General features: G+C 68.8%; 11 protein-coding genes. 4 read left to right on the top strand and 7 right to left on the bottom strand.

Annotated features, from left to right (window positions below):
- The first annotated feature begins 44 nt into the window (after positions 1-44).
- Positions 45-572, top strand: a complete 528-nt coding sequence (locus tag AOZ06_RS49865) for a DinB family protein (protein WP_054295785.1) — start codon at positions 45-47, stop codon at positions 570-572.
- A 13-nt stretch (positions 573-585) separates the two neighbouring features.
- Here AOZ06_RS49865 and AOZ06_RS49860 read toward each other — a convergent pair whose 3' ends face one another.
- From AOZ06_RS49860 to AOZ06_RS49850, 3 genes are all read right to left on the bottom strand, one after another.
- Positions 586-861, bottom strand: coding sequence for a hypothetical protein (locus AOZ06_RS49860; protein WP_054295784.1), 276 nt, complete (start codon positions 859-861; stop codon positions 586-588).
- Between the two features lie 168 nt (positions 862-1,029).
- Entirely contained in the window at positions 1,030-1,737 is a 708-nt protein-coding gene (locus AOZ06_RS49855; protein ID WP_054295783.1) for an ABC transporter permease, read from the bottom strand.
- 2 nt (positions 1,738-1,739) lie between these two features.
- Positions 1,740-2,690: an ABC transporter ATP-binding protein gene (locus AOZ06_RS49850; RefSeq protein ID WP_225953130.1), complete on the bottom strand. Its 951-nt coding sequence runs from the start codon at positions 2,688-2,690 to the stop codon at positions 1,740-1,742.
- A gap of 20 nt (positions 2,691-2,710) precedes the next feature.
- Between AOZ06_RS49850 and AOZ06_RS49845 the strand changes: the two genes are divergently transcribed.
- Genes AOZ06_RS49845 through AOZ06_RS49835 form a run of 3 tightly spaced genes read left to right on the top strand, consistent with a single transcriptional unit; the run spans position 2,711 to position 4,878 of the window.
- Positions 2,711-3,850, top strand: a complete 1,140-nt coding sequence (locus AOZ06_RS49845) for a sensor histidine kinase (RefSeq protein WP_054295782.1) — start codon at positions 2,711-2,713, stop codon at positions 3,848-3,850.
- The gene (locus AOZ06_RS49840) at positions 3,847-4,437 is read left to right on the top strand and encodes a response regulator transcription factor (RefSeq protein ID WP_054295781.1); all 591 of its coding nucleotides are present in this window, start codon (positions 3,847-3,849) and stop codon (positions 4,435-4,437) included. The genes AOZ06_RS49845 and AOZ06_RS49840 overlap by 4 nt, the downstream gene beginning before the upstream one ends.
- 21 nt (positions 4,438-4,458) lie before the next feature.
- On the top strand, positions 4,459-4,878 hold the full coding sequence (locus AOZ06_RS49835) for a hypothetical protein (protein WP_054295780.1): 420 nt from the start codon (positions 4,459-4,461) through the stop codon (positions 4,876-4,878).
- Here AOZ06_RS49835 and AOZ06_RS49830 read toward each other — a convergent pair.
- Genes AOZ06_RS49830 through AOZ06_RS49815 form a run of 4 tightly spaced genes read right to left on the bottom strand, consistent with a single transcriptional unit; the run spans position 4,836 to position 12,194 of the window.
- Positions 4,836-5,963 (bottom strand): ADP-ribosylglycohydrolase family protein, encoded by a 1,128-nt coding sequence (locus AOZ06_RS49830; RefSeq protein ID WP_054295779.1) that lies wholly within the window; start codon positions 5,961-5,963, stop codon positions 4,836-4,838. The genes AOZ06_RS49835 and AOZ06_RS49830 overlap by 43 nt on opposite strands.
- Positions 5,963-7,786: a hypothetical protein gene (locus tag AOZ06_RS49825; RefSeq protein ID WP_157233677.1), complete on the bottom strand. Its 1,824-nt coding sequence runs from the start codon at positions 7,784-7,786 to the stop codon at positions 5,963-5,965. The genes AOZ06_RS49830 and AOZ06_RS49825 overlap by 1 nt, the downstream gene beginning before the upstream one ends.
- Positions 7,787-7,794: 8 nt before the next feature.
- The gene (locus AOZ06_RS49820; protein WP_054295777.1) at positions 7,795-8,238 is read right to left on the bottom strand and encodes a hypothetical protein; all 444 of its coding nucleotides are present in this window, start codon (positions 8,236-8,238) and stop codon (positions 7,795-7,797) included.
- Positions 8,235-12,194 carry a WXG100-like domain-containing protein gene (locus AOZ06_RS49815; RefSeq protein WP_054295776.1) on the bottom strand — a complete coding sequence of 1,320 codons (3,960 nt, stop codon included), beginning with the start codon at positions 12,192-12,194 and terminating at the stop codon, positions 8,235-8,237. The genes AOZ06_RS49820 and AOZ06_RS49815 overlap by 4 nt, the downstream gene beginning before the upstream one ends.

Below are 12,194 nucleotides of genomic sequence, written 5' to 3'. Positions count from 1 at the left end.
CACCGACACAGCCGTGTCGGTGACCCCACGCTAGCGTCGGTCGCATGAACTGGCGCGATCAACTACTCGAGCAGCTTGAGTTCTACTGGGACCACAGCCTCTGGCCACGGGTGCGGGGCCTCACCGACGAGGAGTACCTCTGGGAACCGGTCGGTGACATGTGGAGCATCCGCGAGAAGCCGGACGGCACGTTCGCGATCGACTGGCAGCTCCACCCGCCCGAACCGCCGCCGGTGACCACGATCGCCTGGCGGATCACGCACATCGCGGTCGGCTGCTTCGGTCAGCGAGCCGCCTCGCACTTCAAAGCCGAGGTGCCCACGTTGGAGATCACATCGTGGCCGGGCGACGCCGACACCGCGGTCAGCATGCTGCAAGACACCTACAAAGCCTGGCACGGTGGCGTGAAGTCGCTCAGCGAGAGCGAGTTCCTCGCTCCGGTCGGCGAGGCCGAACCGGGCTACGCCGAGTACCCGTTCGCCGCGTTGGTCCTGCACATCACCCGCGAGGTCTGCCACCACGGCGGCGAAATCGGGGTACTGCGGGACCTTTACCGCGCGGGTTTGCGCTGAACCCGGAGGCCGGTCACCGCAGATCGTTTCCGTTCGCGGGTGGCGCGCAGGCGGCGGTTGTGCGATCGGCCGCCGCCTGCGCCCACCCCGGGTCCTCGCCCGCGGCCACGCCTGCCTGTCCCCAGTCGGCGCTGCTTCGCCGCATGAAGTCGAGGCCTGCTGCCGAGGCGGTCCCCTCTTCCTCCGGTGGCAACGGTTTCTCCGCCAGGTGCGTGGCGAGGCTCGCGAGGGTGAGGTCCCAGCCGACGCCGCCCGCGCCCGGGACGTAGGTCTCCCAGTGTTCGTTCACGGGAACGCCGTGCTCCAGTTCGAATCTGTGCGGTCACCGAGCTCTGTTCTCCGTCGAACTCCCAGGTCAGGGCGAAATGACGCGGTGGGTCGCAGCTCTTGACGGTTCCGCTGGCGTTGCCTTCGATGACCCAAATTCAACAGCCGCGACTTATATAAGGAAATACTGCTACTGGCGGGGTTCCCACTTGAAGAACCGCTGACCGACGACCCCGAGCACCAGCAGCCACCCGATCGTGGCACCCAGCGCGACCATCGACAACGAGCCGCTCCACCCCCTGGCGAGCAGCTCACCCGGGCCTGCCATCGGCAGCGCGGCCCCGATCGTGGCCACCACCTCGTTGTCCACCCTCGTCATGATCGACCCGGCCAGTGCCGTGAACAGCAGCGGGATCGCGGTGATCTGGGTGACCTCCACGCTCCGGGAGAACGCGGCGGTCACGATGCCCGCGAGCAACGCCGTCGGCAGGCCGAGCACCAGCCCGATCAGGATCGGCCCGGCCTGCTGCGGCGCGGGAGCACCGATCGCGAGGCAGAAACCCAGGTAGACGACCGACTGCACCAGGCCGACCGCCATGATCGGACCGGCGATCCCGGCGAACACCCCGTTGTCCGACAGCTCGGACGTCCGAAGCCGTTGCAGCACAAGTGACTGCCTGCGCGCGGTGAACACCGTCGTGCTGACGAGGAACACCGACAGGGACAACAGCATCACGTACGTGAAACCCAACTGCGGCGGCCACTCCGACGCGGGCAGCTCACGCAGTTGCAGGTACGCCATCGCGCACAGCGCGGCGGGCAGGACGACGACCGACACCATGGTCAGCTTCTTGCGGAACAGCAGCCGCAACTCCGTCAAAGCCAGGTGGAGAACCATGGTCACGCCTTTCCGATCGACAGGAAGATCTCCTGCAGCGACGCCTGCGTCGCGTTGAGGTCCTGCAGCCGCACCGAGTTCTCCTTGGCCCACTGCAACAGTTCGTGCAGGTCGGCCTGCATGTCCCTGGTCTGCACGGTGAACACCCCGTTGTCCACCGTCACGTCGCCGAACATCCTCGGCACGCCGATGTCCGGCACCTTCGCGGTGATCCGCGCCGGCTGGTCGGACAGCACCTCCGACAGCGTCCCGGCGAGCTGGATCCGGCCCTCGTGCATGATCGCCACGTGGTCGGCCAGCGCCTGGGCCTCCTCCAGGTAGTGCGTGGTCAGCAGGACCGATGTGCCGGTGTCCCGCAGGTGGTCGACGGTGTCCCAGAGCTGCTGACGCGACTCCGGGTCCAGCCCGGTGGTGGGCTCGTCCAGGATCACCAGCTGCGGACGTCCCCAGATCGCCAGCGCGAAGTCCAGCCTGCGCCGTTCGCCGCCGGAGAGCTTGTCGACCGGCACGTCCGCCTTGCTGGTCAGCCCGACGGTGTCCACAAGGGACTTCACTGAGTCCTTGCGACTGGTCAGCCCGGCCCACAGGTCGAGGGTCTCGGACACGGTCAGCTCGCCGATCAACCCGGTCTGCTGGGACATCACGCCCGTGCGCGCGCTGAAGGCTGCCCGGTCGGCCGCCGGGTCGACGCCGAACACGCGTACCCGGCCGCCTGCCGGCTTGCGGAACCCCTCGATCAGCTCGATCGTGGTGGTCTTTCCCGCGCCGTTCGTGCCGAGCAGCGCGAAGATCTCCCCCTGGCGGACCGTGAAGTCGACACCGGCGACAGCCGCGAACTGCCCGTAGCGGTAGGCCAATCCGGAAACTTCGATCACGTTCATGCCACCAAGACTCGCCGAACGCGGCCACAGCCAGTAGTCGTCGCCGTCACGACCTGGGATGACACGTGTCATGTGCTGTTACGTTGTGGTCCGTGTCCGAGACCGCAGCCATCGAGACGATCCGCCGAACAACGCGGTTCATGCTGTTGTTCACCGAGACCGTCACGTTGATGCCGATCTTCTTCCTGCTGCAGGACCGGCGGCATTGGGCTGTGTTCGCCACGATCGCGGTGGCCACCGTCGCGCTCATCGCCGTACGGGTGCACGGCACGTTGGGGCGCCTGCGGGGCGACTGGGTGCCGTACCCGAACATCCGCGTGTTCGGCCTTGTCGGGGCGGCGCTCGCCATCGCGGCTCTCGCGTGTGCCACGGGACCGGAATCGAGCGGGTTCTGCGCGATCCTCGTCGGCACGACGGCGGCCGAGTTCTTCGTGGCCAGGCCACTCGGGGTCGCCACGCGATATGTCGCCGTCGTCGTGGTGATGCAGACGGCGGTCTACGGTGGCGTGCTGCTGCTCGTCGGCCGCGGCGACCTGATCGGCCCGTTCCTGATCGGCGCGACTCTCATGGCCGTCGCGCTCGCGTACAGCATCGGTTTGACGTACCGGTGGTGGGAAGGCGTGCTGAAGCTGGAGGAGGCACGGCGTGACGCGGCCGAGCTCGCCGCCACCCGCGAGCGCCTGCGGCTGGCCGAGGACCTGCACGACATCCTCGGGCACGCTTTGGAAGTCGTGTCGCTCAAGAGCGAACTGGCGGTCCGGCTGACCGACCCGGAGAAGTCCAAGGCCGAGATGATCGAAGTGCAACGCCTAGCGCGCAGTGCTCTGCGGGACGTACGGGCACTGGCCCACGGCAACCGGCCGACCGACTTCGCCATCGAGCTCACCGGCGCGCGCAACCTCCTGGACTCGGCGGGGATCTCGTGCGACTTCGACGCCGACCCGGCCGGGCTGAGCACCGGCGAGCGCGACCTCTTCGGTCGCGTCCTGCGCGAGGCCATGACCAACGCGCTGCGCCACTCCGACCCGCGCACGTGCACGGTTTCCCTTGTGGTGAAACCGGATCAGGCTGTGCTGCGGATCGTGAACGACGGTGTCGCCCCGCTGCGGCAAGGCGACGAGGGCAGCGGTCTCGCCGGGCTGACGCGGCGAGTCGAGGCGTCCGGTGGGTCGTTCACAGCGCGCAACGTCGACCCGGCTTCCTTCGAGGTGATTGCGAGCCTGCCGAGATGATCCGCGTGGTGCTGGCCGACGACGAACAGCTGACCAGGCAGGCCGTGGCCTCGCTGCTCGGCCTCGAATCGGACCTCGAGGTGGTCGCCGACGTCGACGACGGCGCGAAGGCGCTGATGGCGATCGCCGAGCACAAGCCGGACGTGGTCGTCCTCGACGTCGAGATGCCCGCAATGGACGGCCTGCGGGTACTGGAGATGATCGACACTCGGGCGATCATGCTGACCCGGCACGCCCGTCCCGGGGTGTTGCGCCAGGCGTTGTCGCTCGGGGCGAAGGGATTCCTGGCCAAGACGGCGCCCGCCGCGTTGCTGGCGGACGTGATCCGCCGCGTGCACGCCGGGATGCGGTACGTCGACCCGGAGTTCGCCGCCGAGGCGCTCGCCGAGAACCCGTGCCCGTTGACCGAGCGGGAACTGGAAGTCCTGCGCATGGTCGACGATTCCCGCACGGCACCGGACATCGCCAAGGCGTTGAACCTCTCGGCCGGGACCGTGCGCAACTACGTCTCGTCGGCCATGACGAAGCTCGGCGCGCGCAGCCGTGCCCAGGCCGCGCGGATGGCGCGGGACAACGGGTGGATCTAGCAGGGCTTATAAGGTGGGACCATGACTTCGCCGCTGTTGTGCGAACGCCGGCTCGACCACCTGGTCACCGATGCCGCGACTGGGCAGACCATGCGCGGCACGGAATACAGCGGCGTGATGTGGATCGGTGGGGAGCCACCCACCGGCGGCATGTTCTTCGGCCGCAGCGTCCCGGTGGCCAAGGCCCGCGTGGCGTCAGTGCTCCTGCCGGACTCCTTGCCCTACCTCGACCCTGAGGCGACAGTGGTCACGCAGACGTGGGTGTCGAGCGGGCCCGGCGATCCGAACCCCATCATCATCGCTGGTCAAGCCGAACTTGTGCCCGATCCGCGAGGCGCGCGGGTGTACTGGGTGCAACTCACCATCCGCGTCGCGGGCAGTGTTCCCGCCGGGATCGGCTACCGCGTCGTCGTGGAGGTCCACCCCGACAAGGTCGGCTGACGCTGCTGAGAGAACGGGAACCAGCTGTAGAACTCGTCGCTCGACAGTGGTTCGTCGCTGAACTCGCGGCGGGCCTGGTATGCCAGCGTGACCATTCGTTCGCTCAGCTCCACCTGTGCGACGAGGTCCTCCGGCAGGAAACTCCCGCCGCCTGAGAGGCCGTACAGCCCGCCTGCCAGTGCTCCGGTGGTCGCGCTGTCGCCCGCGATCGTGGTGGCCCGGCCGACCACGTACTCGAAGCGGTGCTCGGAGATGGCCGCACGGGCCGCGATGGCCAGCGCGCCGACAGCTGTCTCGCTGTCGCCGAAGCTCTCGATCGCGGCGGGACCGAGTTCCAGCTCCGGGTCGAACTGGGCTTCGACGACCTTGGACAGGGTTTCGTGGACCTGCTCGTGGCCCTTCCAGTGGGTCAGCTCGAACCTGGCCGCGTCGATGGCACGGACCGGGTTCTTGACGGTCAGCAGGTACTGCACCATCACCGCGTACGCACCGGCGGCGAGGTACGCGTCGGGGTGGCCGTGGGTCAGCGCGGCGATCCGGGCACCGAGGGTGAAAACCTCGCCCAGATCCGTGCTCCACAACGCCGCGACACCCGCCCGGCTCAGCGCGGAACTGCCCTGGGCGCGGTTGAGCGGCTTGTCGATCGTGCCGAACGTGCCCGTCCCGGCGAAGTGCCGGATCGCGTCGACCGTGGTCCGATCCGCCCAGCGCCGCTGGAAAAGCTCGTTCGCGCGCGGGAACCAGCCGTCCTGCTCGGTCACCAGCCACCGGCGCATCGCCAGCGCCACTTCCTGCACCGGGTCCGTCCGCTCGTACCAGGTGGCACGCACGTGCGCGCGGACCATGCCGTCCAGCGCCATCAGCATCAGCTGCGTGTCCGACGTGATCGCGCCGGGTTTGCCGAACACGTTCGTGAACTGCGCCGGGCCGAACTGGCCGTACCGCTTCAGGATGTCGGCGGGCTGGTCGAACCGGACCGCCGCGCCGAGCGCGCCGCCGATCGCGTGGCCACGCAACCAGCCTGACAGCGAGATGTCCACGCTGGCGAGGTCACGCGGGTCGAGGCCGATCTTCCAGCCGGGCATCAGAGGCCGTCCACGGCCGACAGTTCCACGATCTGGCCCCAGTTCAGGTAATCCCCGGTCGCCTGCGGCAGGATGTACGCCCGCACACCGCCCGGCCGGGTCTCGCCGTCCTTGGTCGCGCACGAGACGACCGTCCACTCGCCCGTCAGCCGCAGCCGCCGCGGCGAGGCGTCCCCGTGCAGGACGGGCACGATCTGGTCAGCCGTGGTGCCGGGCGCGTAGACGAGGTTCGAAGCGGGCGGGCCGAACTGCTCGACGTCCAGATCGGTGACCTTGACGTACCGGAACCCCTCGAAGTTCTCCAGCGGCGGCGAAGGCGGGATGGGAACGTCCAGCACCTCGTAGGGCTCGAGCACCTCGTCCGGCTCGCGCTGCAGGTTGGGGTAGTTCTGCCAGAGCTGGCCCATGATGTACGTCGCGGCCTGGCCGACCGTGTCGAAGACGTGCTCCAGTTCGCGGCGGTGCTCCGCCTCGGAGTACCAGAAAGCCGCCCACCGGTCGCCTTCGCGGACCATGCACCACGCCTGGTCCCGCACCCGGCCGATGCCGTAGCGGCGCCTGCTGACCCGGAACCGGGATGCCATGTCCGCCAACGCGTACGCGGCGCGGTCGTAGTCCTCCCACACCGCGGCCTCGGGTTCCGGACGGCCCATCGCCATCGCCGAAGCGCGGTCCAGCGCGAACCTCGGCACGGACGCGGGCGGCCGGTACCCGCGGGAGCGGATGTGCTGGACGAAGTCGGGCGCGGGTGCGATCTCGTGCTGCCGCAGGTAATACGCGACCGCGGCGGGCCACACCCATGTGCCGTCGGTGAGGAAAGCCATCGGTACGAGGGCTTCCCGCCCCGGGTGCAGCAAATCAGCGGAATACCCGCGAGAGGACAACACGACCCGGCCGTTGTCCAGGAAGGACAGGACGGCGTCCTTCTCCGACGCGGGAAGCGCGGGCCGGTAGACGTACGGGCGATCGTTGCTGGTGAATCCGTCGAACAACCGCGCCAGCAACGTGTAGGGCTTGCCTCGCCGCGGAGGCGTGTCCCCGAGGCTCCGGCGGTCGTTGTCCGCGGCTTGTCCGTACGCCACCAAGGCGCCCTGCGCCATCGCGGCCGGAATCGCCTGTGCGTGCCTCGGCAGGGCGCACAGGTCGTTGAAGCAGCCGTGGGCGTCGCCGTCTTCGGGGAACTCGTCGTCGAACTCGATCGTGGCCGGCGCGCCGCGCTTGAGCTCGTACTTCGCCGTGAACCAGGTGCCACTGGACGGCCGGTACGCCAGCATCCGCAACCGGTGCAACCAGTGCCCGACCAAAGCGGGCGGAGACCACTCGTGCACCGCGTCGTCGTCGAGCGTGACGCGCGAGCGCAGTTCGAGCCGATCGCCCAACGCCCGGCACTCGACGCTGATCCGCTGCCACCCGCTCGGTGCCGCAGCGACGACGGACACGCTGAGGTCCGTCACGATCGACCCGGTGCCGGGCTCGGTGACGTCGTCCTCGGCCAGGACGGGCGTGGGGAAGCGCAGCAGGTCCGACTCCTGGCGACCCGGCCACACCCGCTGCTGGACCTGACGGATCTCGGTCGCCGGATCCGGTGCGAGGTAGCCGAGCAACGGCTCGGGGTGCTCGATCCCGTCGACGGACAGCGTGAACAAGCCCTCCGGCAGGCTTTCGGAGATCCGCTGGACGAACGAGCCGTCCTCGGTCCGCTCGAAGTCACCCGGCGGCACCGTGCCAGCGGGGGCGATCAGGTCGACGGAGCCATCCGACCGCCGAGCGCACCGGTGCACGACGCCGAGGTGCACGGCCAGCAGCACACTGTCTTCACGCATGGTCTCACTCATTCGCTGCTCGCCTCGGCGCCGAACTGCCGTTTCTGGTACTCGTTCTGCATCGGCTCGCCCGCGTCGCGCCGGGCGAAGTCCTCGTCCCACATCGCGAACGTCCGCCGCCGCAACGCCTTGACGAGCGCGAGTTCCTGCGGGGTGATCGGGCGGCCCTCGGACTCGGCCTGGTCGTAGAGGCCCTCGATGGTCTGGTACAACGCGAAGATGGGCCCGTCGCCGTCGAAGTAGCGCTGGCGCTCCACCTCGGTCCGGTCGATGAACTCGGCCTCGCCGATGTACGAGATGTCCCCGGCCCGCGCGAACATCACCTCGGGGATGATGGCGTTGTTCTCCTCGAACTCGCCCGTGCGGGTGTTGAGGAGGTAGCCGCGTTGACCGCCGTCGGGAGCGTCCTCCACCCGGTAGGTCTGGGCGTAGTACTTGAAGTAGTCAGTCACTCTCCGGCCTCCCCGGGCTTCAGCGCGTCCCGGAACAACTGCCGCTGACGCGTGGTGAAGGCGTCCATCAGCGCTTTTCCTTGTGGTTCGGCGTTCCGGCGCACTTCGTGCTCGAACTCGGCCACGTCGTCGACAGCCACCAGGTGCAGCCGCAGTTCGCTGACGTGGTTGTCCGGTTGGAACTGCACGCTCATCCGCACATCGCCGTAACCGGACTTCTGCGGCTGCGTGAACCGGTCGTTGAAATCGACGATCCTGATGTCGTCGTCCCGGTTGATGTGGTCGAGCGCCCGGTAGACGTCGTCGAGCCGGTTGAACTGGATGCAGGCGCTTGCGATGTCCACGAGTCGCGTCGGGTCGTCCTCGTACTTTCCCCCAGGATCGGTGTACTTCTCGGCATCCGCGCGATTCTTCAGCGCGGTGCGGGGTACTGCGTACCCGTCGAACCTGTCGGCGAGATCGTTGACCAATTCGGTCAGTTTCCGGTGGGCTATCGCGGCGTCCGCGTATCGGGCGTCCAGGTAGGCGGAAATCGTTTCGCCCGGCTTCATGGCAGTTTGGACTCGGTGCTTGCTGCGGACGGCCCTGCTGCCGTTGGCGGCTGTCTCGGCGATTGCTCGCTGTTCCGCAGTCAGTTCGACCGGTGTCGGCGCACCTTCACGTGCCCCGGGTTGGGCCACCTCGTCGGGGTCGAGCGTGTCCACCTCGTGCACAGCCTCGATCAACGGTTCAATGGCCGTCGGGTGCCGCAGAAATGAAGCAATCACCAACGGCTGGAACGGTTCCAGGTAGCCGGTCCGCTGCATCAGGTCGACGAGCTCCGGGTGGTTCGGCAGCCTTTCCCTGATCACCTCGGCGACCGGGAGCTGGATCTTCGTGCCGTTCTCGTCTTCTGTACCGACCACCGAATCGACGGCCGCCAGCGCTGCCACGACTTCCGGGCGGTCGAGATACGTCCTGACTTCGCCGGGCGTGAGCTCCGGCGAGGTGTTGTCCGGCTTCTCGCTCGGTTTCGGGGTTTCGTGGCCCCGGTCGGGCAAATACGGGTGTCGGGAAATGTGATGGTTGCCGTCCGGGGTGAAGCGGGTCCAATCACCGTTCGACGGCCGCTCGGATCGCGGGTAGCCGGTCGGGCTGACTTCCAGCACGGATTCGGCCGCGAAAATGGTGCCGTTGTCGTCGACCCAGGTGTCCGTTCGCGGAGCGGTTGTTTCCACGCCGAAATGGCGAGCCACGTGCGCCGCGATTCCGTTCGGGTCCTGTCCGGTGCCACAGCCGGTGAAGATGATCGGTGTCCTGCGGTCCCACACGCTGTGCGGCAACGCATCCAGGATGTTCACGACGACCTCGCCGGTCAGCGCCGTCCCACCGGTCAGCAGCGCGTCCGGCCTGCCGTGGGTGTCCACCACGAAGTGGCCGGGGATCGGCTCGACCGACCGCGCGGTGCCGGTCTCGTGGTCATCGCCCTTGCCGAAGATCGCGATTCCCGCCCGGGTTCCCACGATGTCCGGCAAGCGTTCCCCGCCGTCGAACGAATCGAGCTTGACCTTCTTGAAGTCCGGCGGCGGTGCCTTGTACGCGGGATCCGCAGCCGTTTCGGCGTTGCGCGGCGGAGCACCGGTGGGCCGGTGCGCGGTGAGGTCGAATTCCCGCTTGCGCAGCGGTTGGGTGACCGGGACGATGTGCGTTTCCTGCCGGACTGGCCGGTGCGCGGGGCTTTGCGGGCGGTGCAGCGGTGTCGTGGCCTGCGCCCGGTTCGGCACGGCTTGCGAATCCTGCTGGCGCACGGGTGACTGTCGCCGCGCCTGCGGCCTTGTCCGTCCGCTGTGGACGGACTGCGGGCCGGAGAACAGCGTCTCACCGGTGCGCACTGTTGAGGCGCCGGGTGCCTGCGCCGCCGGGATTTCCCTGAGCTGCGCGTGGTGCGTACCGGTCCGCGGGTCGAAGCCGGTGCCGATCACCTTGAACCTGGTGCCGGACGGGAAAAGCACCTCCCGCTCGTGCGGCCGGTGCGACAGGGCTGAGACGTCACGGCCGGTGAGGGAGTGGATCTGCAGCATGACCTTGCCCGGCGCACGGCTCGGCCCGCCCGCCGAGCCGCTCAGGAAAGCGCGTTCGGTGACTACGGCGTCGTACCGGTACTGGTTCGCCCGCAGCAGAGGATGGTCCGTGTTCACCACGCGGTGCACGAGACCTGGCAACGGCGGCAGCTGGTTCAGCGCCGAGTTGACGACCTTGATGTAACCCTCGTAGCGACGCAACGTCTGGATGTCGTTGGTGCGCAACGCGTCGTTGATGACCTTGAACGCGGGCGGCGCGGTGAGCCCGCGCAACGCGATCAACTGGTCACGAGGAACGTCCCGCAGATAGGGGTTCTGTGCGATGGCGTCGTCGATCCCGGCGGCGTCGCGGTACCACGCGTCCAGCCCGTACGACTGGCGCATGTGGTGCACATCAGCCGCGGAGGCCCGGAAATCCGGCCGGTTGGCGAAGAACAGCGGTGCGCCTTCAGGGGCGATGAGCTTCGGCGAACGTGTGTCGCCCGCGCCTGCGCTCGCGTCGGACTCGTGGAGCTGTCGGTGGACCTGCGGCCGCTCGGCCATGGACGGTGGGGAAGTGGTCGGCCCGTTGGCGCTGCCCGGCGCCTCACCACGGCGGTCCAGGCGGGCGGCACGCCAATCCGGGACGTGCCCGAGCGGCGAGGACTGGTCGTGCGGGGAGCCGGTGCCGTCCGGCTTGACCGTGGTCCACTCGCCGTTGGGCGGCCAGCACGGCCGCAAATCCTTGGGGCCCAAGAGCGAACTGCTCGCGAACAGGTTGCCGCGGACGTCGGTCCACGCGTCCCGGTCCGGCACGGTCACCTCACCGCCGAGCTCACGTGACAGCTGCGCGGCGGCCACGTCCGCCGTGGATCCCGCCGGGTACCCGGCGAGCAGAACGGGCTGCTCGCCGTCCCACCCGGAAGCCCGGATGCTGTCGGCGGTGTCCGGTCCGTCGACGACGAAGTGCGTCAGGTGCGTGGGAACCAGCTGACCTCGCAGAGCGACGGGACCCTGTGGCGCGGCCTGGACAGGCGGCGACATGTCGAGATTGCCGGAGAACCGCTGAGGCCCTGATTCGGGGAACGCGTCGCGCGGTCGTGGCCCGGCAGCTGGGCGTGACACGGCTGCGGCGGCGTTGTCGCGCGGGCCAGGCGACGGAGTGATCCCCAGCGGACCGCCCGAGGTCGTCCTCGTGACCGCCGAGACGTCCGGTGCGCCGAGGTCCGCGCCCATCCCGGCGATGCTCTCCAGGCTGAAGTTCCCGGAGAACGCGCCTCTCACCGCGGTCGGCGCCGGGTCCGCGCCGACGGCCTCCCGTGTCCCGTTGGCCATCCGCAGCAGCCGGCCGGCGTCGTCGATCGCCGCGCCCGCGGCCACCGAGAACGACATCCGGTGCGGCAGGGTCCTGCCGACCTGCTCGCCGAGCCGCTGCACCAGGTCGCGGAAGATCGTCACGACCACCTGCCGCGTCGCCAGCTGCGCGGGCATGATGCCGGCGAGCGAGCCGCCGGAGGTCGCGAACGCCGCTGTGACCATCGCGATGACCTGGATCGCCATGGCCGACAGCGCCGCCATGATCGACAGCTTCGCGTGCTCGATCTGCAGCGCGCAGGCGCGGCACGCCTTCGCCAGCTGCTCCGAGCCGTCCTTGAGCCTGGTGAACGCTGCTTCGTCACCGTGCACGAATTTCGCCCAGAGTTCGTCGAACTGCCGCGCCGACGGCCCGTCGAAGCTCTCCCTCGCCTGCTTGACCGCGCTGTCGGCGGCCCGCATCGCGGCGTCGACGTCCTTCGCGGTCGCTTCCCAGACCTCGGCCAGCCGGAGCATGGCGTCCTCGTCGCCGTCGGGCCACTCGCTGCCGAGCACCCACGGCGCGATGTCCTTGACGACCTGCGGCGGTTGCGTGATCGCCAT

Origin of the sequence: Kibdelosporangium phytohabitans (assembly GCF_001302585.1) — a bacterium.
GTDB classification, from domain to species: Bacteria; Actinomycetota; Actinomycetes; order Mycobacteriales; family Pseudonocardiaceae; genus Kibdelosporangium; species Kibdelosporangium phytohabitans.
The sequence above is the reverse complement of the archived record's forward strand: the minus strand, read 5'-3'. Positions and strand labels throughout refer to the sequence as shown.

Bases quoted from the DNA above. Each gene is read 5' to 3' on its own strand.
- AOZ06_RS49865 (WP_054295785.1), top strand. From the start codon at position 45: ATGAACTGGCGCGATCAACTACTCGAGCAGCTTGAGTTCTACTGGGAC.
- AOZ06_RS49855 (WP_054295783.1), bottom strand. From the start codon at position 1,737: ATGGTTCTCCACCTGGCTTTGACGGAGTTGCGGCTGCTGTTCCGCAAG.
- AOZ06_RS49850 (WP_225953130.1), bottom strand. From the start codon at position 2,690: ATGACACGTGTCATCCCAGGTCGTGACGGCGACGACTACTGGCTGTGG.
- AOZ06_RS49840 (WP_054295781.1), top strand. From the start codon at position 3,847: ATGATCCGCGTGGTGCTGGCCGACGACGAACAGCTGACCAGGCAGGCC.
- AOZ06_RS49835 (WP_054295780.1), top strand. From the start codon at position 4,459: ATGACTTCGCCGCTGTTGTGCGAACGCCGGCTCGACCACCTGGTCACC.
- AOZ06_RS49830 (WP_054295779.1), bottom strand. From the start codon at position 5,963: ATGCCCGGCTGGAAGATCGGCCTCGACCCGCGTGACCTCGCCAGCGTG.
- AOZ06_RS49825 (WP_157233677.1), bottom strand. From the start codon at position 7,786: ATGCGTGAAGACAGTGTGCTGCTGGCCGTGCACCTCGGCGTCGTGCAC.
- AOZ06_RS49815 (WP_054295776.1), bottom strand. From the start codon at position 12,194: ATGGCGATCACGCAACCGCCGCAGGTCGTCAAGGACATCGCGCCGTGG.